This is a genomic window from Novosphingobium sp. FW305-C-30-35, assembly GCF_058783135.1.
Genome location: NZ_JBYSYJ010000003.1, coordinates 110,249 through 136,941, shown reverse-complemented (window position 1 = coordinate 136,941; position 26,693 = coordinate 110,249). Strand labels below are relative to the sequence as shown.

At 62.6% G+C, this 26,693-nt stretch carries 22 protein-coding genes; 9 read left to right on the top strand and 13 right to left on the bottom strand.

Features of this window, described 5'->3' with window-relative positions:
- Positions 1-122: 122 nt before the first annotated feature.
- Positions 123-845: an acetoacetyl-CoA reductase gene (gene phbB, locus AC3WLM_RS20115; protein WP_492478617.1), complete on the top strand. Its 723-nt coding sequence runs from the start codon at positions 123-125 to the stop codon at positions 843-845.
- A 45-nt stretch (positions 846-890) separates the two neighbouring features.
- Here phbB and AC3WLM_RS20110 read toward each other — a convergent pair whose 3' ends face one another.
- Positions 891-1,661, bottom strand: coding sequence for a DUF4019 domain-containing protein (locus AC3WLM_RS20110; RefSeq protein WP_492478616.1), 771 nt, complete (start codon positions 1,659-1,661; stop codon positions 891-893).
- Positions 1,662-1,723: 62 nt separating this feature from the next.
- Here AC3WLM_RS20110 and AC3WLM_RS20105 point away from each other — a divergent pair, with 62 nt between their 5' ends.
- A complete protein-coding gene (locus AC3WLM_RS20105) occupies positions 1,724-1,984 on the top strand; it encodes a ribbon-helix-helix domain-containing protein (protein WP_492478615.1) in 261 nt (86 codons plus the stop codon).
- On the opposite strand, the gene AC3WLM_RS20100 is transcribed toward AC3WLM_RS20105, so the two are convergent.
- Both AC3WLM_RS20100 and AC3WLM_RS20095 read right to left on the bottom strand, forming a co-directional pair.
- Positions 1,954-2,175, bottom strand: a complete 222-nt coding sequence (locus AC3WLM_RS20100) for a hypothetical protein (RefSeq protein ID WP_492478614.1) — start codon at positions 2,173-2,175, stop codon at positions 1,954-1,956. The two genes, AC3WLM_RS20105 and AC3WLM_RS20100, sit on opposite strands and share 31 nt — an antisense overlap.
- 46 nt (positions 2,176-2,221) lie before the next feature.
- Positions 2,222-2,524 carry a hypothetical protein gene (locus tag AC3WLM_RS20095; protein ID WP_492478613.1) on the bottom strand — a complete coding sequence of 101 codons (303 nt, stop codon included), beginning with the start codon at positions 2,522-2,524 and terminating at the stop codon, positions 2,222-2,224.
- A gap of 212 nt (positions 2,525-2,736) precedes the next feature.
- Between AC3WLM_RS20095 and AC3WLM_RS20090 the strand changes: the two genes are divergently transcribed.
- The 6 genes from AC3WLM_RS20090 to AC3WLM_RS20065 all read left to right on the top strand — a co-directional run bounded on the left by AC3WLM_RS20090 (position 2,737) and on the right by AC3WLM_RS20065 (position 10,097).
- Positions 2,737-3,759 carry an ArsR/SmtB family transcription factor gene (locus tag AC3WLM_RS20090; RefSeq protein WP_492478612.1) on the top strand — a complete coding sequence of 341 codons (1,023 nt, stop codon included), beginning with the start codon at positions 2,737-2,739 and terminating at the stop codon, positions 3,757-3,759.
- Positions 3,756-4,712 carry a methylenetetrahydrofolate reductase [NAD(P)H] gene (gene metF, locus AC3WLM_RS20085; RefSeq protein ID WP_492478611.1) on the top strand — a complete coding sequence of 319 codons (957 nt, stop codon included), beginning with the start codon at positions 3,756-3,758 and terminating at the stop codon, positions 4,710-4,712. The genes AC3WLM_RS20090 and metF overlap by 4 nt, the downstream gene beginning before the upstream one ends.
- Positions 4,709-5,785 (top strand): homocysteine S-methyltransferase family protein, encoded by a 1,077-nt coding sequence (locus tag AC3WLM_RS20080; RefSeq protein WP_492478610.1) that lies wholly within the window; start codon positions 4,709-4,711, stop codon positions 5,783-5,785. Before metF ends, AC3WLM_RS20080 begins: the two co-directional genes overlap by 4 nt.
- Before the next feature lie 5 nt (positions 5,786-5,790).
- Positions 5,791-8,442 (top strand): methionine synthase, encoded by a 2,652-nt coding sequence (gene metH, locus AC3WLM_RS20075; RefSeq protein WP_492478609.1) that lies wholly within the window; start codon positions 5,791-5,793, stop codon positions 8,440-8,442.
- A gap of 410 nt (positions 8,443-8,852) precedes the next feature.
- Positions 8,853-9,206 carry a hypothetical protein gene (locus AC3WLM_RS20070; protein ID WP_492478608.1) on the top strand — a complete coding sequence of 118 codons (354 nt, stop codon included), beginning with the start codon at positions 8,853-8,855 and terminating at the stop codon, positions 9,204-9,206.
- 483 nt (positions 9,207-9,689) lie between these two features.
- A complete protein-coding gene (locus AC3WLM_RS20065) occupies positions 9,690-10,097 on the top strand; it encodes a hypothetical protein (protein WP_492478607.1) in 408 nt (135 codons plus the stop codon).
- Here AC3WLM_RS20065 and AC3WLM_RS20060 read toward each other — a convergent pair.
- The 4 genes from AC3WLM_RS20060 to AC3WLM_RS20045 all read right to left on the bottom strand — a co-directional run bounded on the left by AC3WLM_RS20060 (position 10,063) and on the right by AC3WLM_RS20045 (position 14,944).
- Positions 10,063-11,721 (bottom strand): methyl-accepting chemotaxis protein, encoded by a 1,659-nt coding sequence (locus AC3WLM_RS20060; protein WP_492478606.1) that lies wholly within the window; start codon positions 11,719-11,721, stop codon positions 10,063-10,065. The two genes, AC3WLM_RS20065 and AC3WLM_RS20060, sit on opposite strands and share 35 nt — an antisense overlap.
- A gap of 1,029 nt (positions 11,722-12,750) precedes the next feature.
- The gene (locus tag AC3WLM_RS20055) at positions 12,751-13,308 is read right to left on the bottom strand and encodes a hypothetical protein (protein WP_492478605.1); all 558 of its coding nucleotides are present in this window, start codon (positions 13,306-13,308) and stop codon (positions 12,751-12,753) included.
- A 193-nt stretch (positions 13,309-13,501) separates the two neighbouring features.
- Complete coding sequence (locus tag AC3WLM_RS20050) at positions 13,502-13,981, bottom strand: hypothetical protein (RefSeq protein WP_492478604.1); 480 nt, start codon at positions 13,979-13,981, stop codon at positions 13,502-13,504.
- Between the two features lie 276 nt (positions 13,982-14,257).
- Positions 14,258-14,944, bottom strand: a complete 687-nt coding sequence (locus AC3WLM_RS20045) for a response regulator transcription factor (protein ID WP_492478603.1) — start codon at positions 14,942-14,944, stop codon at positions 14,258-14,260.
- 409 nt (positions 14,945-15,353) lie between these two features.
- Here AC3WLM_RS20045 and AC3WLM_RS20040 point away from each other — a divergent pair, with 409 nt between their 5' ends.
- Entirely contained in the window at positions 15,354-15,965 is a 612-nt protein-coding gene (locus tag AC3WLM_RS20040; protein WP_492478602.1) for a DUF4402 domain-containing protein, read from the top strand.
- On the opposite strand, the gene AC3WLM_RS20035 is transcribed toward AC3WLM_RS20040, so the two are convergent.
- The 6 genes from AC3WLM_RS20035 to AC3WLM_RS20010 form a co-directional block, all read right to left on the bottom strand.
- Positions 15,948-16,733, bottom strand: coding sequence for a metallophosphoesterase family protein (locus tag AC3WLM_RS20035; protein WP_492478601.1), 786 nt, complete (start codon positions 16,731-16,733; stop codon positions 15,948-15,950). The genes AC3WLM_RS20040 and AC3WLM_RS20035 overlap by 18 nt on opposite strands.
- Positions 16,734-17,010: 277 nt before the next feature.
- Positions 17,011-17,652, bottom strand: a complete 642-nt coding sequence (locus AC3WLM_RS20030) for a hypothetical protein (RefSeq protein WP_492478600.1) — start codon at positions 17,650-17,652, stop codon at positions 17,011-17,013.
- A 97-nt stretch (positions 17,653-17,749) separates the two neighbouring features.
- Positions 17,750-19,393, bottom strand: coding sequence for an IS1634 family transposase (locus AC3WLM_RS20025; RefSeq protein WP_492476953.1), 1,644 nt, complete (start codon positions 19,391-19,393; stop codon positions 17,750-17,752).
- Between the two features lie 433 nt (positions 19,394-19,826).
- Complete coding sequence (locus tag AC3WLM_RS20020) at positions 19,827-20,228, bottom strand: PilZ domain-containing protein (protein WP_492478599.1); 402 nt, start codon at positions 20,226-20,228, stop codon at positions 19,827-19,829.
- Between the two features lie 171 nt (positions 20,229-20,399).
- Positions 20,400-21,575 (bottom strand): hypothetical protein, encoded by a 1,176-nt coding sequence (locus AC3WLM_RS20015; protein WP_492478598.1) that lies wholly within the window; start codon positions 21,573-21,575, stop codon positions 20,400-20,402.
- Positions 21,572-26,653 carry a hypothetical protein gene (locus AC3WLM_RS20010; protein WP_492478597.1) on the bottom strand — a complete coding sequence of 1,694 codons (5,082 nt, stop codon included), beginning with the start codon at positions 26,651-26,653 and terminating at the stop codon, positions 21,572-21,574. The genes AC3WLM_RS20015 and AC3WLM_RS20010 overlap by 4 nt, the downstream gene beginning before the upstream one ends.
- Between the last annotated feature and the right edge of the window lie 40 nt (positions 26,654-26,693).

Sequence of the window (26,693 nt, the reverse complement as noted above, 5' to 3'; positions counted from 1 at the left end):
TTGCTGCAGCAATTCTGCGCTGTGTTTCCTCGTTCTTTTGCAGCATTTACGTATTCGGCAACTTGTCGCATCTCCGTCATGAACCTACCCTACCCGCGAGAGGGAACAACGGAGGGTAAAGCATGTCGCGAGTTGCAGTGGTTACCGGCGGTACGCGCGGAATCGGTCAGGCGATCTGCCTGGCACTAAAGGCGCAAGGGCGCACGGTTGTCGCCAACTATGCAGGAAACGAGGAAAAGGCCCGTGCCTTTACCGCCGAAACCGGAATTCCCGCCTACCGCTTTGACGTCGGCGATCATGAAGCCACGATCAAGGGCTGCGCACAGATCGCCACCGAAGTCGGTGAGATCGACATCGTCGTCAACAATGCCGGCATCACGCGCGATGGCGTGCTCCACAAGATGAGCTTCGATGACTGGAACGAGGTCATGCGCATCAACCTCGGCGGATGCTTCAACATGGCCAAGGCCACGTTCCCCGGCATGCGCGAGCGCGGCTGGGGCCGCATCGTCAACATCGGTTCGATCAACGGCCAGGCCGGGCAGTACGGCCAGGTCAACTATGCCGCTGCGAAGTCCGGCATCCACGGTTTCACCAAGGCTCTGGCGCAGGAAGGCGCAAAGTACGGCGTGACCGTCAACGCAATCGCGCCGGGCTACATCGACACCGACATGGTTGCCGCCGTGCCGGCGCCGGTGCTGGAAAAGATCGTTGCCAAGATCCCGGTGGGCCGCCTCGGCCACGCCGAGGAAATTGCTCGTGCCGTCGCCTTCCTCACGGCGGACGAGGGCGGTTTCGTCACTGGCTCGACCATGTCGCTCAACGGCGGCCAGCACATGTACTGATGCGCAAAGGCCCCGCCTCACGCAGAGGGCGGGGCCTTTGCCTGCTTACTCGACGGTTATGGCAGTCACCTTCCAGCCGCCGTCTTCCGACGCCATTTGCAGCGTTTCGGTCACTTCCCCCGCCTTCGCGTAACGCGCCTTGAAGGTCACGTTCCAATAGCCATTGGGCGGTGCAGGCGTGAAATCGACCTTCTCGAGCCTGCGCGTGATCGGCTGGCCGACACGGCCCCGCACGCCCTCTGATGCCTGTGCCCACCATTCGACGGTGTTGAGAAGCTTGAAAGACTTGTGCGTGGCCTGCCAAGTTGCCGCCCAGTCATCACGGTCAACCAAGGCAAGGAACGCCTCGGCGGAACGCACTGCCGCCTGTTCGCTGGCAGGAGTTGGCACGACGGAGGGGGCCGAAATGTTGACCGTGGCTGTTGGCGACTGGTCGGTGCTGGAAAGCGCGGTCAGGGCTAGCAAGGCAAGGCTGATGGTCATGGTAGATCCTCCGATGATCCAGCCGAGGCGGCGCGATGTGCTGTCGGCCCGGTCTGGTTGGCCCATCGGATATGTCCCGGCGCGCTCGGTGGCTTCCCCGATTCCGTTGTCCACAAACGATTTGTGTGCAGGCCCTTCGATCTCGTGCAGCAGGCGCGCCGCCTCGCGGCTGCTGGCCGTGCCCATCTTGCGCCGCGCCTCGCGCAGGCGTTCGTGGATCGTATGCACCGACAAACCGAGGTGCCGGGCGATCGACTTCGCGTCATGCCCGCCCAGCAACAGGCGCAGGGTCTCCCTTTCCTTCTCGCTCAGTGCTTCGTAGCCGGTTGCCATCATGCATGGGGTAGGAGCGAAGCCGGTTGCCGGCCACCCCCAATAATTCGTATCCTTGGTGCATGACCAACCCGTACCACCCGCCGGTAAAGCGCTCGGTCGAGATTGCCGGACACAAGACTTCGATCAGCCTCGAGCCGATGTTCTGGGACATGCTGCGCGAAGCTGCTGCTGCCGGGGGCATGCCGATCAATGCGCTGGTCGCGCGGATCGATGCCGAACGGATCAGGGTGGAAGTGCCGCCGGGACTGGCGGGCGCGATCAGGCTGTGGCTTGTGGCGCGCCTGCGCGGTCAGCTCGCGGACGGCGTGGGCGCATCCTGAGCGGGAACCGTGGCTTCCGGCAAGGTAGGCTGGTCGCGCGCATCCAGCATCTCGGCCGCCGCATCCAGTGCCTTGGCGTCGTCGCGTGATACACCACCGGGCTTTTCGTCCTCGCCTGAACCACACGCGCTGACAACGCCGACCAGTGCGGCGATGGCGAGTGTGCGGAAGGTGTCGCGGAGCTTCGCCATGGCAAAGGTTGCGGGCGGCGCGTGAGCGCGCCGCCCGCTTCTGTCCTTACTGCTCTGGGGGCTGCGGATCTTCGCCTTCATCAGCCGCAGCCTGTGCCGCGGCTGCAACTGCCGCCGCATTGTTGGCAGTGTCGCGCACGGCGTTGGCTTCGGCATCCGCTGCTGCCGAAGCATCAACCACTGGTGCCATCGGAACGGCGGCGGCCGAAGGCTCCATCGCCGGCAGTTCGTCTGCGGGCATTTCCACCGTGTCCTCGGCAGCCGCTTCGGATGCATCGTCGGACTTGCCGCATGCCGAAAGGGCAAGGGCTGCTGAGGCGACGATCGCGAGGCTTGCGTACTTTTTCATCGAATTCCCTCTCTGGGCTGTTTCTGGGCTGTTCGCGGACGGAACTCCGCCCGGCGGGGAGCCGAACGAGGCTGTTCTATAAGTGGCCAGAGGCTAAGGCAAATGCATCCTTTGCGCAAAAATGGGTAGGCACTGGAAAACCATAACAATTGATATAACGAAATCCTTATATCAATTGACACGCATAAAGGTTTCTTTATATGAAGCACCGCATGAACCTCGAAAACGCCATTCGCGCACTCGACGACCCGACGCGCCTGCGCATCCTCCGCCTCCTTGCCAGCATGGAACTGGCGGTGGGCGAAGTCGCGCAAGTCCTGGGGCAGAGCCAGCCACGCGTCTCGCGCCATATCAGAATCCTGTGCGATTCGGGCCTGGCAGAGCGCCGCAAGGAAGGCGCCTGGGTGTTCCTGCGCAGCTCGATCTCGGAAGGCTCGGACAGCCCACTGGCCGCTGCGATCGCCCGCCTGCTCGCCGTGGCCGAGCACGAGGACACCGCCTTTTGCCGTCGCTGCGCCGAAGACCGCCAGCACCTCGACGCAATCCGCGCCTCGCGCGAATCCCATGCGCTCGACTGGTTTTCGCGCCATGCCGAAGAGTGGGACGAGTTGCGCTCGCTCCATATCGAAGACGGCCCGGTAGAAGCCGCGCTGACCGAGATGCTGCTCGATCTTGCAGGCGAGGCACAGCCATCCCAAGCCAGATTGGGCCGCATGCTCGATGTTGGCACTGGCACCGGCCGCATCGCCGAAATGCTGGCACCACATGCCAGCCACGTCGTTGCCTTCGACAAGAGCCCCGACATGCTGCGCATTGCCCGCGCCCGGCTCCAGCACTTGCGCGCCGACAGTGTCGAGCTGGTGCAAGGCGATTTCGCGCAGATCCCGTTCGCCGCGCGCAGCTTCGACACGGTGCTGTTCCACCAGGTCCTGCACTATGCCCAGGCACCAGAAGCCGTCCTGGCTGGCGCTGCCCGCGTCACGGCGCCGGGCGGTCGCATCGCCATCGTCGATTTCGCCGCGCACGATCGCGAAGACCTGCGCCAGACCCACGCCCACGCCCGCCTCGGCTTCTCCGATTCCCAGATCGAGGCGATGCTGCGCGATGCCGGCTTCGTGCCCCACGAAACCCGCGCGCTCGCGGGTCATGAACTCGTCGTCAAGCTGTGGACCGGCGTGCGTCGGGAAGACAGCGTGGCGCAACTTGAACCACGGCAAAGCCGGAAAGCCCCATGAACGCCAGCTACGATCAACCCACTTACGACAAATTGCGCGAAGCCCGCACTGCGCTCGACACCCCGCTCTTCGCCGGGCTGCCGGGCGACATCAACGTATCGTTCGAATTCTTCCCGCCGAAGACGGACGCGCTGATGGCGCAGCTGTGGGACGTGGTCGAAACGCTGGGGCCGCTGCAGCCAAAGTTCGTCTCGGTCACCTACGGCGCGGGCGGCTCCACCCGGGACCGGACGCACGGCACTGTCGCCCGCATCATCAGGGAAGCCCGCCTTCCCGCTGCCGCGCACCTGACCTGCGTCGATGCCAGCAAGTCCGAGATCCGCGAAGTCGCCGAAAGCTACTGGGAAGCCGGCGTGCGCCACATCGTGGCCCTGCGTGGCGACATGGGCGCACCCGGCGTGCCGTTCACGCCGCACCCGGATGGCTATGCCAACGCTGCAGAGCTGGTCGCGGGCCTGAAGCAGATCGCTCCGTTCGAGATTTCGGTGGCCGCCTATCCGGAATCGCACCCGGATTCGCCGAGCAGCCAAGCCGACATCGACAACCTCAAGCGCAAGCTTGATGCCGGTGCCACCCGCGCGATCAGCCAGTTCTTCTTCGAGCCCGAAACCTTCTTCCGCTTCCGCGACAAGCTGGCAGCAGCGGGCATCGACGCACCGGTGCTGCCCGGTATCCTCCCCGTCTCCAACGTCGCCCAGACGCGCAAGTTCGCCGCGGCCTGTGGCGCCGCGATCCCGGCCTGGATGGACGGACTGTTCGAAGGACTGGACACCCACCCCGCCTCGCGCCAGCTCGTCGCCGCGACCATCGCTGCCGAATTCTGCCGCCGCCTCTATGCCGGCGGCGTGCGCGATTTCCACTTCTACACCCTCAACCGCGCCGAACTGTCCTACGCGATCTGCCACCTGCTTGGCCTTCGCCCCAAGGCTCCGGCGCTGGAGAAAGCCGCGTGACCTTGCTTCCTTCCGCCGCCCGCACCGCTTTTCTTGAGCAGGCTGCCAAGCGTATCCTGATCACCGATGGCGCGTTCGGCACCGAGATCCAGAACTTCAAGCTGTCCGAAGCCGACTATGCCGGGACGCTGGGCCTGGCCAAGGACCAGAAGGGCAACAACGACATCCTCGCGCTGACCGCTCCGCAAGTGCCGGAATCGATCCACCGCGCCTATTTCGAGGCCGGGGCCGACATTGCCGAGACCAACACCTTCAGCGCCAACCGCATCAGCCAGGCCGACTATGCCGCCGAACATCTGGTGCGCGAGATCAACGTGGAATCGGCAAGGCTCGCCCGCCGCGTAGCCGATGAATTCACCGCGAAGGATGCCGAAAAGGGTATAAAGCGCCCTCGCTTTGTCGCCGGGGCCATTGGCCCGACCAACAAGACTCTCTCGCTCAGCCCCGACGTAAACGATCCCGGCTTCCGCGAGATCGACTGGGATCAGCTCGTCGACGTCTATGCCGAGCAGGTCCATGCCCTTGTCGAAGGCGGCGCGGACTTCATCCTGATCGAGACGGTGTTTGATACCCTCAACGCCAAGGCCGGCGTCATGTCGGTGCGCCAGGTCGAGAAGGAACTCGGTCGCGAGATCCCGATCATGATGTCGATGACGCTGACCGACCTTTCGGGCCGCAACCTTTCGGGCCACACGGTCGAGGCATTCTGGTACGCGATCCGCCATGCCAAGCCACTCACCATTGGCCTGAACTGCTCGTTCGGCGCCACCCAGCTCCGCCCGCACGTGAAGGCGCTTTCCGAAATCGCCGACACGCTGATCATGGTCTATCCCAACGCCGGCCTGCCGAACGAGCTCGGCGAATATGACGAGATGCCGCAGACCACGGCGGGCTTTGTCAAGGAATGGGCAACCCAAGGCCAGGTCAACGTGCTGGGCGGGTGCTGTGGTTCCACTCCGGCTCACATCGCGGCGATGGCGCAGGCGGTGCAAGCCCTGCCGCCCCGCAAGATGGCCGTGCCTGCCACCGTTACCCGCCTCGCCGGGCTTGAACCTTTTGTAATGGCTGCCTGATTTCCATGACCAATACATTTACCGGCTCGCGCTTCGTCAACGTCGGCGAGCGCACCAACGTTACCGGCTCGGCCGCGTTCAAGAAGCTGATCCTTGCCGGCGACTATGCCAAGGCCGTCGAAGTCGCGCGGCAGCAGGTCGAGAACGGCGCGCAGGTGATCGACGTCAACATGGACGAGGGCCTGCTCGACGCTGTCGAGGCGATGACCACGTTCCTCAAGCTGATCGCTGCGGAGCCCGACATCGCACGCGTGCCGGTGATGATCGACAGCTCGAAGTGGGACGTCATCGAAGCCGGTCTCAAGTGCGTTTCGGGCAAGCCGATCGTCAATTCGATCAGCATGAAGGAGGGCGAGGACGCCTTCCTCCACCACGCCCGCCTGTGCATGGATTATGGCGCCGCCGTCGTCGTCATGGCCTTCGACGAGAAGGGGCAGGCCGACACGAAGGACCGCAAGGTCGAGATCTGCGAACGCGCCTACTTGGCTCTGACCGGCATCGGTTTCCCGCCTGAAGACATCATTTTCGATCCCAACGTCTTTGCCGTCGCTACCGGCATCGAGGAGCATGACAACTACGGGCTCGACTTTATCGAAGCCACGCGCGAGATCAAGGCGCGCTGCCCGCACGTCCACATCTCAGGCGGCTTGTCCAACCTCTCGTTCAGCTTCCGCGGCAACGAGACGGTGCGCCGCGCCATGCACTCGGTGTTCCTCTACCACGCCATTCCGGCTGGCATGGACATGGCCATCGTCAACGCCGGCCAGCTCGACATCTACGACCAGATCGACCCCGTCCTGCGCGAAGCTTGCGAGGACGTGGTGCTCAACCGCGCGCCTGCCGCAGGCGGTGACCAGACCGCGACCGAGCGCCTTATCGAGCTTGCCGAAAGCTACAAGGGCAAGGACAAGGTTGCCGAAAAGGAGGCCGAGGAATGGCGCGGCTGGGACGTCGTCCGCCGCCTCGAACACGCGCTGGTCAAGGGCATCGACGCTTTCGTCGTCGAGGATACTGAAGAAGCCCGCGCTGCCATCGCTGCGCGGGGCGGTCGCCCGATCGAGGTGATCGAAGGCCCGCTGATGGAAGGCATGAACACGGTCGGCGACCTGTTCGGCTCAGGAAAAATGTTCCTGCCGCAGGTGGTGAAATCGGCCCGTGTAATGAAGAAGGCGGTTGCCCACCTTATCCCGTTCATCGAGGCGGAGAAGGAAGAGGGCGCCAAGGCGAAAGGCCGGATCATCATGGCCACCGTCAAGGGGGATGTTCACGATATCGGCAAGAACATCGTCGGCGTGGTCCTGCAGTGCAACGGCTATGAAGTGATCGACCTTGGCGTGATGGTGCCGTGGGCGACGATCCTCGACGTTGCGCAGAAGGAACAGGTCGACATGATCGGGCTGTCCGGCCTGATCACGCCATCGCTTGATGAAATGGTCACCGTGGCGGAGGAAATGCAGCGTGCCGGGATGACCATCCCGCTGCTGATCGGTGGGGCGACGACCAGCAAGGTCCACACCGCGCTGCGCATCGATCCGGCCTACGAAGGTCCGGTCGTCCACGTGCTTGACGCCAGCCGCGCCGTTGGCGTCGCTTCGCAGCTCTTGTCCGATACGCAGGCCCAAGGCTTCATCAAGGCCACTGCCGCCGATTACCAGCATGTCCGCGATGCGCGTGCAGGCAAGGGTGCCTCGAAGCTGCTCAGCCTCGAAGACGCGCGCCTGAATGCCTTCGCGCCGGACTTCTCGGAAAAGGCCCCGCCGCCCGAACAGCCCGGTCGCCACGTCTTCGAAGACTGGGATCTCAAGGATCTGGTCGAATGCTTCGACTGGACGCCCTTCTTCCGTTCATGGGAGCTTGCTGGCACCTATCCGGCCATCCTCGATGACGAAGTGGTGGGCGAATCTGCGCGCAATCTATACGCCGATGCCCGCGCGATGCTGGAAAAGATCATCGCCGAGAAGTGGCTGACGGCCAAGGGCGTCGCCCAGTTCTGGCCCTGCGCCCGGCACGGTGACGACGTCATCCTGCACCCGAACGACGACGAGCTCTCGGTGCGCCTGCCGTTCCTGCGCCAACAGTTCATCAAGAGCCGCGGCCCAAATGGACAGGGGAGGGCCAACTTCTGCCTCGCAGATTTCATCGACCCTGCTGGCGACTGGATCGGTGGTTTCGCCGTCGGAATCCACGGCATCGACGAACACCTCGCCCGCTTCAAGGCCGACAATGACGACTATTCGGACATCCTGCTGAAGGCCTTGGCCGACCGCTTTGCCGAAGCCTTTGCCGAACGCCTGCACCAGTACGTCCGCACCACGCTGTGGGCCTATGCCCCAGGCGAGCAGCTGACCAACGAAGCACTGATCCGCGAGCAGTACCGTGGCATCCGCCCGGCGCCCGGCTATCCTGCCTGTCCGGACCACACGCTCAAGCCGATCCTGTTCGATCTGCTCGATGCCACCAACACGGCAGGCATCACGCTTACCGAATCGCAGGCGATGCTGCCGACCTCGGCGGTATCGGGCTTCTACTTCTCCCACCCCGAAAGCCAGTACTTCGGTGTCGCGACCATCGGCCGCGACCAGCTCGAAGACTATGCCGGCCGACGCGGCTGGGACGTGTCCGTCATGGAGCGCTGGCTCCGGCCCAATCTGGACTGACACGCCCCTCCCCTGCATTCATGGCACAATGGCTGCTCTCGAAAGTCACCGATCGCTTGGGCACTGCCATGACCTTCCAGCGTCGCCTAAGGTCTGAGCGCGCGCCCGTAACAGGGCCTGTGACAGAACGCAGCGAGCAGGTCTTGGCTCGGGACCTTCTGCCCCGACCTTCACGCGAAAGGCACGGATTATAAAGTTGACCGGGCAAGACTGCCTGTGGTGCCATGCAGGCAAAGGGGAACGCTGCTATGCTGGATGGGGCCATTACGCCAGTCACCGTTTTCAACCAGACATGTGCCAGCGGGAGCGATGGAGACCGCGCTGGACAAGGCACTGCTGATACCGAGCAGACAGCCTACAAGCGGCTGATCAACTGCGAGCTGACTCGCCAGGTCATTCCTCTGGCCCACATGGCCGACCGGCTGGGCGTCTTGCGGACAAAGCTCCATAAGGTGCTGCGGCAAGGCGCTCATCTTGACGAAAGGCTCCGGCTGCGATTGTTCGAACAATTGCAGATTGACCACACGCGGGCAACGATTGCTGTTTCCCTGCTGAGGAGCCACCTCGCCTATTACGATCAGGCTGTCTTCCTCGCTGCAGAAGGCCTCAAAGGTCTCTATTGCGAGGCGCGTTCGGCAAAACAGGGAGCAATCCAGGTCGATCTGCAACCAGCCATCATCCATACGGCCGCGGGACGGACTTACGCTATGCTGATGGTCCATCAGGCCCGAGTCCTCGAGGCCAATCAGACCCTGTTCTGCTGATGCAGGACCCCAGCACCATGCTCGGTCTGCCCAGCACGATCTGCCCAGCGTAGCAGTCTTGTCGTTGCAGGGCGCAAAGACCGGATCCCGGACCAAGAACAGGTTGAGGACGCGTCCATGTCCCTGATTCCTGGCGCAGGCCGGGCAAGCGGCATGTCAGGGTTCTCGAATGGCACTGCAGCCTCTTCCGAGGCGCGTTGCTGGTTTCGGGCTACGCAAGGGTCGCCTGCTGGCCCCGGGATGCATGCAACGTCGTCTAGCGGCGCATCACAGGCACAGGCACCGCAAGTGACCAACCTTGTCTAAGTTCGCGGGCTTGTTGCGGGGCTTCAAAAGCGTCGCTTCATGACGTAAGACCAGCAGGAGCAGGAATGGGCACCTGCCCAGCTGCGCGCCGGGTGCTAGCCTGTAAGCTCAGATATGTCGCCTCTTTCTTGTTCCTCTTGCGTTTCTGCCATGACACATATTGGAAGGAGCCACGCTGTGCGCCGCAAAACGAAACGCTATGCCGGACAATTCGATACCGAGCTTCTCAGGCTTGCGTTTGCAGCCCTCCGCGACCAGCCTGTCGCTGTCCAGCGCGCGCTAACCAGGCAGATCGAGGATCGCACCTTGCGCCTCACGATCGAAGGCAAGGAAGAGGAAGCCGAAGCGCTCTGCACGTTCGTCTCATCCATCTTGCCCGGCAGCTTTTGCGATGCGCGCAACACGGCCAGCCCGAACCTTCGGGTGGCTGAAGCGGCGCCCTCTCAGCAAGGCCTGTCGGCACGTTCTTCCGGTAGAGACACGCCCCCTCGCAGTGCCCCGGAGCCCACTCCGGCAAGCCATGAAGGACGTTGCGATCGTCCTGGCGTCATCACGCAGCCTGCAGAAGCGGCGCAGACGCGCTGACGGCCGCGGGGTGACTGCGCAAACGGCGAACGAGCCCGTCCAGGTCCTGCGCCTCCCTGATAAGGGCCCTGGCTGCCGCGTCCGATTGCTCGGCCATGGCTGCATTATGCTGCGTCACCTCGGCAATCGCCTGAGACGCGCACTTCACAGTGCCAAGCGAATGCGTCTGCTCCCCCATGCTGGCAACGATGGTCCCGACATTCTCGGCCACCATGCCCATGCCTGCCACGATCCGCCCGAGCGCCGCGCCGGTTTGGCCTACAAGGAGCACGCACGAGCGTACCTCTTCGCCTGAATCGGCAATCACGGTCCTGATGTCGGCAGCAGCATCGCCTGCACGTTGCGCCAGCGCCCTGACCTCGCTGGCAACGACAGCAAAGCCCCTGCCCGCCTCGCCGGCGCGGGCTGCTTCCACGCCAGCATTGAGCGCGAGGAGATTCGTCTGGAAGGCAATTCCGTCGATCAGGCTCACGATCTTCTCGATTTCGCTTGAGGACTTCTCCAGGGCATGAACAGCATCGACGGCCTTGGCCACGATAGTGCCGCCCTGCACCGCGTCTGCCTGCGCCTGCGATACGTTCTGCCTGATCTCGCCAGCCAGACCTTCGCTTGTCTCCAGCATTGCAAGGACATTTCCAAGCGTTTCGAGGTTGCCCTCGACGCTGCCGGCCTGCGCCACATTTCTTCGCGCAAGGTCGCTCGATGCCGCACCGATCTGCTCTGCCGCGATGGCGACCCGGCCTGCCGAGCCGGACACTTCTTCGACAACTTTCCCTAAAGTTTCAAGGCTCACGTTGAATGTATTGCGCAAACTCTCGAACTCAGGGGCAAAGGCTTCGCAAAGCCGATGGTCAAAGTCTCCTCGCGCCAGCGCATCCAGACCGCATGAAACGCTCGTAACGACCTTGCGCACTTCTGCCTCTACCCCTCGCTGCTGCTCGGCTGCAATTCGGAAACTCTCGATAGCGCGGGTCATGTCGCCAACCTCGTCGCTGCGGTGCTCCTGGGTGCGTCCCGCTTCCAGATCGCCTTCGGCCATGGCCCGCATCGTCCGCGCCGCCGTGAGCATCGGGTCGAGCGCGCTCGACATGAGCCTGTGAAGGCCAAAGCCGACCAAGGCCATTGCGGTGAGGGCAACCAGGCCAAGCAGGCCAAGGACGGTATGCACCGTTCCCAGCGCTTCCTCTTCAGCAAGGGCACTGCGGCGGACGCTTTCCTGGGACAAGGCCTGGATTGCAGTGCGGTGTGCGTCGAAAATGGTGTCAGCCTTGCGGTAGGCAGTTTCCGCAGCTTCCATGTCGCCCCGCTCGACTGCAGGCAGCAGTTCCGTGTCGACAAGTTGCCAGAAGCGGTCCGCCTGCAGGACAGCGTCTTTCTCATGACGCTGCTTGAGATCGCCATCAAGCTCGCTGGCCGCCCAGTATCGCGAGCGGTCATGATAGACCCTTTCAAGCTCCGCAAGGCGGTGGCGGCGCAGAGCAAGCGATGCAGGATCCTGGACGATCCTGGTGACTTCCAGCATGGGTTCGATGACATACTGAGGCGGAGGCAGGATATCTGCGAGATACTCGCCGGTCAGTTTCTGCCTTGCGTGCAAGGGGCCGCCTAGACGAATCTGTGCCATGCCGAACGCTGCAAATGTTGAAAGAGCCAGAAGAGCACAGATGACAAACCTGCCACCCTTGCGCACTTTTTGTCTGATCATGTTCGGGACCCTCGTGCCTGGTGTCGTCGCCTGCGCCTGATAGACTGCAAAGGGCCATGAAAATGATTGCTGTCCCTTCCCGGCAAACACGGGTGGGGTGGCCTGCCTCCATTAAGGCCCGAGGATTGCTGGCCCAAAAAACTTGACGCCTGTACAGAGAGTTACAATGCCAGACTTTGTCGAAAAGATTAACGCCGTCTAGGTAAGCGGGACCATTGCCGCAGACACTGCAAGAATTGAAGCCGGGATGGTGGCTGCAGGCACGCTTTCAGACGCGCCCGGCAATTGAACGGATCCTGCCTGCACCACTGTGCCGCAGCCACGCGCGACATCATCGAGCTTCGCAGGACGGCCCGCATAAACAGCGGCAACCTCCAAGGCGCATACTGGCAAGCGCGCCTGGAAGGCCCGGCTCCGGTAGAATGCAAGGGGCACATGACCCGGACTTGTGCGTATTGGCGAACAGGCCATCGCGCACTATCGTCCTCCCCAGCGCCTGCACTTCAAAGAAAGCTGTCACGCCCTGATACGAGTTTGTCTCGCAAAGGGCAGACAAATTCTTAAAGTTTGGGCGTTAGGGTCCAAAAAACGGAAGTCCGCTTCGCGCATTGACGGGTCGGCGCCAGCCGATTGGAGCAGGACGGGAGACGCAGGATGCAGCAATCGGTTCACACATTGTGGCACAATGTCCACGGCACCGGGGCCCAAAGTCAGTCGGACGCGCTCCCGGGATGGGTGCGCCTGACCCTGCCACTCGGCACCTCCATGGTGCTCTGGTACGGCATCTGGTTGATCGTACGAACCCAACTCTGATCGCCCGGTTTCACCCGATCTTGCGCACGCCCCTGAACCGGCGACGGGGCGATCGACACCTTGGCTGTCCACGCAGCGCGCAGTCCTCGCGCCGCCTGCCCTCTCGCTTGTTTGTGCTCGGTTCGAGCCGCTGCGTCAGTTGCCCGCAGCCGAGGTTGCCCTGATCGGCACATAACGCGCCAGTTCACTCGCTTTGAGACTGAGCCCACGGCCCGAAGGCACCGTCATGGTCTGCCGATAGAAGCTTTGTGCATCCTGGTCCGTCATGCCCATGTCCCGGTAGTACCGCGTATAGGTGTCGGACATCGAAGACGAAAAGGCCTGCGAATCCCGGTCCTCGTTGCCCGCAGTCTGCCATGCATGAATGACGAAGTGTGCACTGTCGGCGGCACTGCGTTCGACGCCTGCCAGAAACAGCTCGATTGCACCTGATCGTACCGAGCCATGAGCAGGAACCGTCGTGCGGATGCCGTTGCGTCTTATGATCCGGCCGAGGCGAAGATTGGCACTGTCATCGACTGTTCCCGGACAATCCCGCAGCTCGAGAATGCGGATCTGCGGGTACTGCCGCAGCAGTGCAAGAAACGCAGCGGGCGACCGTGAATCCGTGAGACCGGCTAGCACGACCCTCGTGGTCGATACCACCGTGAACGGACCGAAATCGAAGACCTGCTTGCCGGCAGTAGCGCGCAAGGAGACAGGATCCTGCGCAGCCAGGCTGCCAGCAGGAACGCACAGGCCGGCCCCCAAAAGCAGGACTGGAATCAGGGATTTGCAGGCGCGCGAGGACATCGGCAAATATTTGCCGCATGGCAGATTGCCGCTACTGTAAGAAGTTTGGTTAAGCGTCCCTCAATGCGACGAAACGAACAGCAATCGCGCCAGGTCAGCTCTGGGCAACCTGTCCGGGACTAAAACCCGAAGCCTCCATGGCAAGGCACTTCTCGATCAGCCTCACCGCTGCATCGTTGAGCACAATCCAGGTCCTGCGCGCATCGTTGCGATCGGGCGAACGCAGGACAAGCCTGCGCGAGCTGAGCAAGGCAAGCCAACGGATGACGGTCGCTGTGGGAATGCCTGTCGCATAGACAATGTCGGTTACGCACATGCGAGAACCATCGCAGCGCGACAGGTAGAGCGCCACCAGGATCGCCCAGCAATACTCGCTCGATAAATCTGCGCCCAATAGCTCTTTCCGGAGCAGGCTGCTTCTGAGGTGATCATTTGCAAGCTTGCGCAATTGCCGAATTCCCGATGAAGCGGGGGAACCACGGACAGCTGAGCCCCAATCCTCGGAAAAATCGTCGAAGTACTGGTTGAGGATCGCCAAAGCTTCGCGGACTTCTGTCAGACGCTTCTGTTTCATGCTGCCCTCTCCAAGCTCGCCGAGGACTACCAAAGGCTTCGGCACCGTCGCATTGAAGACCTCTAATCAGACAAGACTACCGCAACTCGATTACGCAGGCCCCCAGAGAAACGCCGGATCTGGAGCGTTCCTCGCATTGGCTCGCAGTCACTGTCGATTGACTCCGGGTTGGTGGTATCGCAGCCACTGCGTCCCTGGCAGGCGATTGCCGGATCGTGGCCGGGGAGGGTTTCATCGTGCAAGACAGACACCGTCTGCCGCTGCCACCCGCGGCGATCAGGCGATTCCTGCAGCCTCGATCTCGACACGGATTGCTTGCGCGGACGTCTTGGCGCCCAGCTTGGTCATCATTTTCATGCGATGAATTTCGACCGTGCGCGGGCTGATATCGAGCTCTCGCGCGATCTCCTTGTTCGACAGACCCGTTGTCACAAGCCGCAGCACTTCGGCCTCGCGTCTCGACAGGCTCTTGACCGCCCGCCGCGCGAGTGCCTGGCGCAGGCGGACCGCAAGACAAGCCTGGCCTTCTTCGTAGCCTTTGCGCAACTTCTTCAGCAGTTCGGCACGGGATACATCGCCTACGAGATAGTCCACCACCCCGGCCTTGATCCCTGCAACGATGTCATCGCAGCCCAGCTTGGGAGCAAATGCGATGACCGGAAGCCAGATCCCCTGGCTGTTCATCTTCTCCATCATTCGGCAGGCGAACCCGGTCCCATCTTCGCTCAGCAGGACCAGGCCCTGTTCGGGCATCATGGCCACGAGTTCGTCGGCATCCTCGTAGACCTCGGCATGGTGACCGAGCGAAAAGATCAGATGCGCCTTGGCCGCGCGCTCCAGCTGGTTGCTGGCAACGACATGAATATACATGCGCTCCGATGATTGAGCGTGACAATCCGTCGCCGGGTCCCGGGACACTGGCTGGGCGAACATGTCCATGAGCAGCGCACGATCGGCAGGCATGCTCGGAATTGCGTTCACTGGCATCAAAAGGCTCATTGGATCCCCCTCACGAAGTGGCCCGCAACTTGCGGTCCGACCTAAGGGAATGTGCAGGTTGAAGGTTAACGCCGGGCGCGGAGAGTGGGTAGGTTAGGATCCTAAGGACTTTTAACTATATGACACCACGGCCTTGCTTGCGATCTGCCGCAATCAAGCTAGAATCCGCAAGGACGACATCTACCCGGCACCGGGCAGGCAAGTGTAGCAGCTCTTAAAGATTAACGAATGAAAACCGTCGCTTAACCATGGTTATTGAGCCTGTCGTGGTTGCAGGTCGCCTGCCTGCCACTTCCGAGGGTCACTGGTGAGGCAGAATCGGAGGCAAATTCCCTTGCTTGCTGAACCTGCATTGCCCCAGAGACCTCGCCTGATGGCCCGGCCAGGTGCAGGCATCGCTTCCTGCCTTGGCACCATGATTGCAGTGCGTGCGTGTCCCAACACCTTGAGGTTGCTTGCCGGGGCCCTGGCCCTGGCTTGCGCGCCCTCCGCCTCGGCCGCCGGTTTCCCGATCGTTGGCGAGCTGACCATCGTCGAAGTCGCGCCGTTGCGCTTTGGCAGCATGGTCCTGCAGTCCAGCGGCCGGCGGACTGTGACGCCAGCTGGTGCTGTCATCGACGAGGCAGTCATCGCCCCGTCAGGTTCGAGCTCTGCTCCGGCCGAATATGTCGTTCGCTACGATCGCGGCAACAATGGCCGCCAGCCTCTCGACATCGAATTCCTTGTCGTCCTGCCCGGCGTCCTGCGCGTGGAGACAGGGACGCTTTCGGCCGTTCTGCAATCACTGACCACAGACGTCCGCGCTGGGCACAATGGCTCGGGGCAATTCATCCTGCGCATCAGCGGGTGCATGACCAGGATATGTTCTGCAAATTTCCGCCTGGGCGGAACGCTTGCCATAACCCGGCACAGCGGTGGCGGGACCATCGTGGTCCCGGTGCCGGTTACCGCTACGGTCCTCAGCCTGTCACGCACCGACGACTGACACAGGGTCGGCGATCGCCTTCTCTTCCTGGAGAAACCACCTCGCCGTCCCCTCCAGCGCGATGGCCGTCAGACGACCGTGCAGGTAAGCGCCGGTATCGATACCGATGCGACGCGGCCCGGACATGACGTCCGGGGCTACCGTATGGCCGTGAACGACTACGAAACCCGGATCGAAGTCTGCGTCGAGGAAGTCCTTGCGGATCCACCGCAGGTCCCGTTCCGACTGTTCGGCCAGCGGCACCCCCGGCCTTATGCCGGCATGCACGAAGACATAGTCGCCAATGGTCAGGACATTGTCCATCGACCGGAGCAGCTGCAGGTGACGATCGGGCACAAGGCCCGGCAATTGCTCGCGCAGTTCCTCGATGGTCAGCCGGGCATAGGCTTCGGCATCTTCCATGTAGCTCAGGATCGTTTCGCGGCCTCCATGCTGGAGGAACTGGCGCAGGACCCGGTCGGACCCGAAACTTGCCAGGAACATCTCTTCGTGATTGCCGGCGATCAGCCGGACGTTCCGACGGGTCTGCAGATAAGCAACCATGTCGAGCACGCGTGCACTGTCCGGGCCGCGATCGACAAGATCGCCCAGGAACACCACGGTCGTGTCAGCCGGTTCGCGGGCGTCGTCATCGGCCTCGATGCGCACCAGAAGACGGGCCAGGAGATCGGCACAGCCGTGGACATCGCCAATGGCGTAGACGCGTTGGCCTTCAGGAATGCGAGCGCCTAAACTTGGGATGCGCGTATTCCCCTGCCGGGGTCGCAAAAACTTTGTGAAACGTTCAAGAACTGACACACTGGCGGCTATGGTCGGTTTGAATTGCGCGCGCAATGACATCCGTCACATTTGGCGCACGACTCGTCTACTTCAACCGCGCTTGAGGGGCTACCTGCCGGGGCACCCCGCTGGATTTGCAGTACCGCAGCGCATCCCTGCACTTGCAGAGCACATCAAGACGCCGTGTCCCCGCAGGTCCCGCAGACCGTGAGCGCGCCCACCAAGGTCCAGAAACTGCCTCACACCTGCGCACAAGCGATTTGCATCAGTGGTCGCTTCCCTGCGCGCCAATGACCCCTTGCTGCCAGTCCACGATGTCGGTTGCCGCGAGACACACAGACCTGCTTTCGGCATGAGCGAAGCCTTTGACCGCGATGCCATCGAAGCTCCAGTTGAGGAGGCCGATCCATCGCAAGCTGCCGTCAGTCAAGCGTGTGGCAAAATAGGCATGGCTCCCCGCCCCGCCGCACGGCGGCAGGACCCGATCGCTCAGTCCATCGTTCTCGATCCACCGCAGGAGCCGCAGGACCGATTGCTTGGCACATTCGATATCGCCGACGAGACGGTCAAGTCCGACATAGGTGCAATCCTTGTAAGACCGGCTCTTCTCAAGACGTCGAGCAAGGACGACTATGCTCTGTAGCGTCTGCTCGAGGCGCGCGGTGCATTGTGGAACCGTGATCTCCTGCCGGTAACACGCCATGAGATGCCGTTCGGCCTCGCCGATGAAAACCCGCGCCTCGCGAGAAAGCGGCGAGGATCCTGCGTCAGCCGAGCCACCACCGGGCTTGCACCCGGGTATGCTCTCATGCGCGCTGAAAGGTCGCACAATCGCATGAAATATTGAGCGTAACTTTCCCTGTACCATGGTGAAAGGACCATGACCCAAGTTGAACAGTGCCTTCATAGAACGGATTTTATATCAATAGGATACGCGAGTGTGCGCGGGTGTTACCACTACATTTTGCGGCTGATGTGTGGGACGCGCGAACGCGCGGCGGAGCTTACGTTGCGGTCTGCTCAGCAATGTTGGCTGGGAGTGCGATGCCGACAGCCTTGAAGACGTTGCCCACGTCACCTGTGACGTGCGTGCGTGTGGTAATGGCCTTGCCATCCTTTTCGATGGTGGCCTGCTGGAGACGATCGAGATCGTTGAGAAGCGGCTGCCATTCGGGCTGGAAGCCCTTGTCCTGGCATAGCCGGGTCAGTTCCTTGGCGAGCGTCAGGGCAAGGAACGAGACGAAGACATGGCCGCGGATCGCGGCATCGGACTGATGGAAGATCGGCCGGGTATCGAAGCTGGCCTTGGCCACGCGGAACAGGGCTTCGACCTGTAGCAAGTCTCGATAGCGGATGACGGCCTGAAGCGGGGTGATCCGGGCATTGGTGCGCAGGACACTGATGCCGTCGAAGCGGGCCTCGTCGGCGAGTTTGCCCAGATCGATTTCGAAGCTCTTGCCGCTGGCTTTGAGATAACGCCGATAGGCCGAGTTACCGACCAGCGCCTTGTCGCCCTTCTTGAGCTGGGCCTGGAGCCCGTCGATGATGGCCTGACGGTCCGCCTTGTCCTTCTTGGCTTCGGCCTCGTTCAGCGTGACGATGTAACGCTGGGTGTCCTTGCCGCTGCCGACACGGACCTCCTTGACCCACAGCTGGGTCTCGCCTGCCTGCCGCTCGAGCACGAGCGGAACCATCGGAGCAGTGTCGTTCAACACGACATCGCGGATGACGCTGCTTGATCGCTCGCGGGCGCCGAGGATGTATTCCATGCCCAGCTCTTCGAGTGCGGCAATAGTGTCGGCGCTGATCATGCCGCGATCGGCCACGACGCAGGACCGGGTAATCCCGAAGCGCGTACGCAGGCGCGTGACGATGGGCAGGAGGACTTTCACATCGGCCGTATTGCCCGGCACCATCTCGGTGCAGATCGGCCGCCCCTGGGCATCGATCACCACGGCCAGGATCATCTGCGCAAGCTCGGGCCGGTGATCCTTGGAATGACCACGCCGCCCCAGCGTGTCACCGCCTGCGCCGTAGAACGATAGTGAGGTGGTATCCATGAACACGAGGCTCAGATCCGTGAACAGGTCCCGGCGCCTGTCGAACAGCTTCTCCTCGATCACGTCCTTCACGCATCGGGGTGCCAACGCGCCTTCAGCCTTCTCCTCGATCTCCTCGCCCAGCCAGGCCATGGCACGGTAGAAGTGATGGAGCGCCAGATCCTCAACTCCGTCGATGGCATAGCTCTTCATCCAGTCGGTGCACGCCCGGTCCGAGCCTGACACGAACAGCCGGTGCAACATGGCAACGAAAACCGCGCGTTCGACATCAAAGCCAAATCCACGCCCTGCCGCCACCTCGGCCAGCACGGCATCGACACCAAGCCGCTGCCACAACCGGCCAAACAGCAAGGGGCCGCCGATGCGGTGGGCGGTTATCTTGCCATCATCGATGTCGGAAAGGATGATGCTGCGTTCGGCGTGCCGGGCAATCGAAGCTGCCAGCCTGTCCAGTTCGCCACTGGCGGCAAGAGCATCCTTGCGGCCCAGCGCCTTGATGGTGCGCTGACGAACGACCTTACCCTCGCGCACGCTTTCGACGAGATAGAGGTAGCGGTGGCCCCGGGCGACTCGTTCGACAACAAACATGCATGTGTTGTTATCGCCGACCTGCACAATACTCCACAGAAACACCACGTTCAGCGCAAATGTTGTTACTACACCCAATCTCCGCGCCAAATCCACATCACGCAAATTCAATCACTTACGAAGCAATGTTCGACACCTGTTCCAACGTCACTGTCCAACTTGGGCATGAAACTGCAAAAGACAATCCGCCCCGTGCCGCACGATCTGCACAAATCTCGATGAAAAACCGTTGATCGCCAGCATCTTGCTCACCCCCACTCCTGTTACCAATGCCGAGTGAGAAACTTGCTTATTCCCAAAATATTTAAGGCTCATAAATCGAAATCAGGTCGGCTACAGAAATACGCTAGCACTCCATTAAGTGCCTTCTTAACCCGGTTGGGAAGCATTGCGGCTGATGCCGTGCTCCTCGGCGCCAAGGCCATGGCCCACCTTACAGTCGACGCAGCAAGGCAGGTCCACATGCAGGAGTGACCACGCGATGACGGCTACTCACCTCCCAGTTCGTTTCCGCCCGGGCGTCGGCGCTGCTCGCCACGATCTGCACCAGTTCACGCTCTGTCAGAGCGGCCTTGAAGCAGGCGCCAAACTTGTGCCTGTCCACCCAACGGATCTCCCCTTCGACAGGAGCCATGCCTTTGATCTGCAGATGGACCGTCTCACCGACCATCATTGCAAAATCCGGGCACGAAGCCCCGAAGCCCTTGGGCGAGATATTGCGCAGGGTAATGGCCAGGTCTTTTCGGCGCGAACAATCCATGGTGAGGCGGACAAGCCGGCGCATGCGCTGCGACCGACCAGTGCGCTTGTCCTCAACAGGATCGATAATCGACATCTGGCGCCAATCCTCCCAAGCAGCGTGCGCATGACCATGCCGGGCACCTTGCACGGGATGTGCAAGGGCTGATGTGCAAAATGCCTATGCCAGGTTATAGTCAGGTTAACCTTGCTGCGCTGCCGACACCTTAATCACGGATACCCCATATTAAGGTCTTCCCCGCGGGAGCTACTCCACGCGGGCCCTGAACTGTACGGACAGGCTGGCGTTTGCATCGAGGGCACCGCCCGGCGTGATACGGATGGCATCTACCAGCGGGTCATACCCGCTTGTCGGCGAATAGGTGAAGGCTGTTTCACCGCTGCGGCGGTAGCTGATCGCACCGGCCGAAACCGTCATGCCGCCTGCATCGATCACTTTCACCGGCAGGCTCGTCGAGCCATCGAAGGCGATGTTCCTGAAAGCGACGCCGCTGGGAAGAGCATCAGTCAGCACGATCGTTCCCGGATCGACCGGACTGCCGCCGGAATTGGTCAGGGTCAGGGTATAGACCACGTCGTTGCCAGGCAAGTTGAAGGCGCCGAGGCTTCCTGCGACCGGCTCGGACGTCTTGGCAAGGCTGAGCGATGGCATCGGACAGAACGTGAAGCCTGCTATGCCGATCGCCTGCTGTCCGGTCGAGTTCTCGCCCGAGGTATAGGGATAATTGCCGTACTTGAACGTTATGCTCGTCACCGGCTGCGCAAAGCTTGCAGTCAGGGTCCCGGTCTCTGAATTGTTGTCCGAAGACTGCCTTCCTGCAGCCTGGCTTGCGCTCACGCTGACCGGGCTGGTGGCTGGCCCGACGACCAGCGAAGAGCTCGTACTGGTGCGCGCCTGGCCAGTCTGATTGCCCGTATTCCACGGCGTCGACAAAACAGGCGTGTGGCTCGTCGTACCATCGCTGCCAGTGACCTGCACCCAGTCGCGGAACTGGTTGGAGGTGAAGTCCACATCGTAGGCCTTGAGTGAAAAGTCGCGCACCGGCTGGGCGAAGGTAACTGTCATCGTGATCAGGCGTGTCGTCCCGGCCATCGAAGCTGTGCGACCGGAGAAGGTCCCGCCGAAGACCAGCGTGCGATCGCTGGTTGCGCTCCCGGTCACCAGCGTCGAGATCGCTGGCATGGCAATGGAATTGACCTGGGTACTGCTGAGGCCGTTTTGCGAGACCTGGACGCTGAACGACTGGCTCGCGCCTGCGCCATTGGTCGCGCTGTACGTGTAGCTGGCGCCATAGGACAAGGTCGCGGCGGGTCGCGAGGCATAGGTAAAGACATACTGGTTGGCAGCATCGCAGCCAGCATGGGCGGCCTGTGCGCAAAGGCAGGCAGCAATCGTCCAGAGCACGGCAACCGGACGGATCATCGCCCTCCTCCGAGACCTGCAAGCATTGCACTTTCGAACTTGAGTTTCACGCTGGCAAACAGGCCTTTGCTCGTGTTGCGGTTTTCGGCAAAATCGCGATCGCGAAATCCTGTCGCATTGTAGCCGATGACGATCATCGCATTGCGCGCAGGCGCAATCCCGATCTGCGGCCCGAGCGCAAATGCGCTCGTTCCATCTCGCAGGCTTCTCCTCACCGTGCCCACAGCCCCCACTTCGACACGTTCCTCCAGCCCGATCCGCACATCGGCTCCAGCCACCAGACTCGTTCCTTGCAGCCCGTAGCCTTCATAGCGGTCAAAGCCGTAACGTGCGGCAAGGAACAGCACGAATTCCTGGCGCTGGACCAGCGCCTCGCCGTCTCGCCCTTGCGGCGTGAAGTTGGCTGACACAGCGCCGAGCAATCGCGTGCTGCGGGCATCGACCGTTCCGCTGGCGGCATTGGCAGTGATAGCCGTGGCGCTGCCAATGCCGGCCCCATTCCATTCGCCCGAGGCCTCCTCTCCCCGCAGCATGTCGCTGCGCAGTTCTGCCTTTGCCAGAAGCGCGAACCGGCTGGCATCGGGCCGATGGGCAAGTGACAGAGCGGCGTTCACAGACCGGGTATGCGTCCTCCTGTCGTCCTCTGCCTGCTTGGCTGAGCGCTCCTTTGCATCGGTCAGCGTCATGTTGAATCCGACGATGCTGCCCTCACCCAGTTGACGGACCGCACCCAGGGCCAGGCCCTTGCGCGCCATCGCGCTTCCCTCGCGCAATTCCGCACGGCTCGACACGCTCCAGCGACCCGATCGCCAGTTTGCCCCGAGCGTATAGGCGGTGAAGTCCTCGTCGCGCGACGTTGCAGTTGCCGTCCCGGCAATACCGGTGCGCGCGACGGTGACCTGCGCGTCACCGCCCACCTTCCGGCTACCATCGATCGAGGCGTCAAGCGTCAGGCGCTTGCCGACCGGCACGGACTGGGCAAGGCCGTATGCAGCAAAGACGCGCTTGCCCTGCTCGGTGACTTGCTCGCGGCCGAGCACGGACGTCACCCGGGCCCCTGACCAGGGCGCAACCTCGAACCCTGCGCGAAGGGTACGCGTCTCGCTGTCATCGCTCCGGGACATCTCGTAGTCTGCAACAAGCCGGACGCTCGAGGTCACAGAATAGCGCGCGCCGGCCCGGTACCGCGGCGGCTGCCACGATGAGGAACCGCCGTCCCCGAGCGCAATGGCACCGGTCGCTGTCAGCTCGAGGCGGTTGTCGAGCAGGCGCCGCGTCGCGCCGGCCTCGATCAGAGTTACCGCGCTGCTTTGCTCCTGGCCCAGTGTGTCGGCATAACGGGCAAGACCAAGACGCAATTCAAGACCCGGCGCCTGCCACGTGCCACGCAGCTGCATCAGGTCACGGCGCGCAGGTTCGCCCAGAGTGACATCGCGGGCAAGGCTTGCCGATACCGACAGGTTCGAACCCAGCGCAAGCCGTCCATCGAGCCCCAGTTTGCGTCGGCCGAGCTCGGGAATGCTTGCCTGGCCAAGACCGAACTGGCCATCGATCGAACGAATGTAGGCCAGGACGTCGCTACGGCTATCGTGCCGCTCGATTTCGAGAAGATAGGCAAACTGCGAAGGCCCGGTGCCACTGCTCAGCGCCGTCTCGGCCCGAACCTCCAGTGTCCCGTCAAGGGCGAGCCGGGCATCGAGTCCGGCAAGGGTCGTCCTGGCCGCGCTGCCGGCATCGGTGCTTTGGCCGGCTTCGCTGATCGCCGTTGCGCCCAGACGCAGTTTGCTGTCTGCCACCTGCAGTTCACCGCGCAGCCCCCCGGTCCATTCCCCCGGCGCTGCTGTATCGACATCGTATTCAGCGACAATCGTGCGCGGATTGAGATTGTCGTCGCGGCTCAAGATCGGTTCCTTGAACTGAATCGTTCCGGCAAGAATGTCGACTTCGTAATCGACGAAGCGGACAAGCTTGCGCGAACTGAGGACGAGCTCCGAGCGGAAACGGTCGCGCACTTCGAGCGTCACGCTCTCGCTATTGGGCACGATCCGGCGCGAGGACAGGCGGTAGGGGCCCGAAAGGCCCGCCCCCGGCATCTCGTCGCGGCGATGGGCATTGGCACTTTGCGCCGCGAACCCCTCGATCCGCGCATTGCCGGAACGCACATCGACTGCAGCGCCAGTCAGGACGCGTTGATAGCGGCCCAGCACGGTGTGATCGAAGCCCGTGACGAAGTCGCCGACAAGTGCCCGGAACGCCTCGCTCTCGATCCGCACATAGAGCTTCCCCGTGCTCGCAGCATCGAACCTGCGGTCCGAACCGTCACCGAAGACCGTATAGTAGGCCTTGGGATCCAGTCCGCCCAGCAGACGTTGCTCGGCGGCCTGCTTGGCGCTGTCGTAGGCAATCGTCATCAGGTACCTGCCCTTGATCCGCCCCTTGGCATAAAGTGCCGTGCGTGCGTGGCGGCCAAGATTGCTGTCAAAGCGATCGGCCCGCTCCATGTGATCGGCAATGCTGCGTGCGCCTATCGCCGCTTCGGCAACGCCGACCAGGGTCCATTTCTGCTCGCCGGGCAGCAGCCAGGCCTCGATGATCTGGCGGCGCCTGATCTCGCGGTCGACGAACTCGAATGCAAGCTCGACACGGCCGCTGACCATGGTCGGTGCCAGCTCGACAAGCGCAACGCCGTCGTCACCCTTGATCGACCAGGTCGGCGTTGGCTGGTCCGATCCTGCAATGAGCTGGCCCTGCCTTGCATCGATCGCCGCCGCACTTTCGTAAGGCGCGGATATGGCAAGCGTGCCGGCAAGGCCTGCGTGCACGGGACGGCCGTTGCGATCCAGTACGCGCACAGCAATGACAGGACGGGTCCGTCCGTCAGCGACAAGCCTCGAGAAAGCCGGCGCAAGCTCGGCCCTGGCAGGCGTTGCGTTGAAGTTCACGGTCCGCGTCAAGCTGGCGGCGAGGCTCTGGTCAGGACGGCGCACATCGGCCTCGATCAGTGTCTGCTCACCGCGCAGCGGAATGCCGCGCCAGATGCTGACGGCATAACCATCAGGCGAAATCCGGGCGCCGTCGAAAGCCAGCTTGTCGACAGCCTCGCCATCGATGCGCAGATCGACCCGCTCGCCTGCCCGGTGTCGTATAACAACGCGGACGGCCGGCGCACGAGGATTGTGGTCGGCTTGCGGGAACAGGAACTCGGTCGGTCCATCGCCCAAGGCGAGCCAATCGATGTCAGCTCCTGCAGCCGTACGTCCATCTTCAGGCTCCTCCCCGGAAGCGCTGGACGAGGTCTGCATCGCGTTGTCGCTGCCTGGCGCCAGGACCACGGCGTAGTCGACACGGGCCAGGCTGCCCCCTTGCCCGGTCACGAAGCGTGACAGGGCGCTCCCGGCACTGCGGGTCGAGCGGGCACAGTCGACCACACGAGCCCCCTCGGGCAGCGTGCCCGCCTGCAATTCGGCGACATGCGTGCCCGGTCCGAGCCCTTCGAAGTGGAACCGTCCGCTCGCATCGCTGACGGCAAAACTGCCATCTTCGAGTGCAATGCGTACCCCCGGCAGACCCTGGCGTTTGCCTGACGCATCACAGCCACCCAGCGTAACCTGCCCGATCAGCGTCATGGTGGCCGCCAGGGCATCCCGCTCAATTCGCACGCGGGCCACGGCAAAGCCCGAAAGGTCCCGTGAATCCGCCACTTGCGCGCGGTTGCTGGCAAATCCTGCTGCCGCATCGGGACGGACCGTCATGGCATAAGTGACAAGCTGCTCATCGCCCGGTCCCAGGGAACCCAGCGTCAAGGCAAAGCCCCGGCCGTCGCTGTCCGGGAGAAGCGCACCTGCTGCCGGAAGCGCTCCGCCGACACGTACCGAATCGCTGAGCAGCCGCAGCTGCGGCGAGGTCCGGTCAAACAGCCTCAATCCGGTCTTGCCCCGCGCCTGGTCTGCGTTGCGAACGCGCACGCGGAAAAAGATCGTGTCGCCAGGCTGCGCTACGTCGCGCGAGGCAGACTTGGTCACGGCAACGGCTCGCGCAGGCCGGTCAAGGGGAATATCGACGCGCACCGGCGCCAGCGATGCAAGCTCGAGCGGATTGCCAAAGGAGGCTGGCAATATCTCGAGTTCGGCGCCATCGGGCCGGCGCAAGGCTGCAAGACTGGCTGACGAGACCTTGCTTGGCGCACTATAGCCCGCAGGCGGCGTGACCACGAGGCGATAGTGCCCGAGCGGAACCAGCGGGAACCGGTACTCCCCGGCGGGCATAGGCCAGACATTTCCGGCCCCGTCGATGACGTCCTGGCCGGTGACAACCGACGAAGGCCAGGATGTGCGGCCATCGTCGGCCCTCACCGTAGCCGGCGCCCCGGTCTGGGCATCGACCAGCGTCACCGTCGCACCGGAGACAGGCGCGCCATCCTCTGAATCGAACACAAGACCGAAAGGATCGGACAGGACTTCGACCTGGGCCTGCGCCACGAGCGAGGAGACGATACGGTCCTTGTAGGTGATGGTTATCATGTCGCCATCGGCCAGGCTGAGCCGGCAGTCTCCCGCAACCGGTTGCGGGGGAATGGCGCTCGTTGGCAAAGCACCAAAAAACGTGGCGGTATCCAGGCCCGTTTCCGTGATGGCGACGTTCTCCACGTCTCCGCTCGCCGATGTCAGCGTAACCTCCAGGGTGTCGACCTTGCCGGCCTGAAGGAGCGCTGGCGACAATTGCAGTCGGAAGACAATTGTCTGGCCCAGCTTCAACTGCCGGATCGTGGCAGGCGTGGCGGCCTGGACCACGCTTTGATCCACGCTGACCGCTGCCAGCGCATGACCGCCACAGATGCCGCCCGGCAGCTCGACCGGGCTGGTCGCAGAGGTGGTAGCGGGCAGAACCGCCAGCTGCGAGCGCAGTGGCGGCACTTCGAGTGTTACAGTGTTCGACCGCACATGGCGGACCTGCCCCTGGGAACGGTAGGCAATATCAGCGGTATTGACGATCGACTGGGCCCGCGCCGAGCCGAGGCATGCAAGAATGCATGTGGCAAGAAGCACAAGGCCGAACTGCAAGAGGAACCGATGTCGCATCGTGCTGCATGCTGGTGCGCTTCCAGGGACGAAAGCCTTC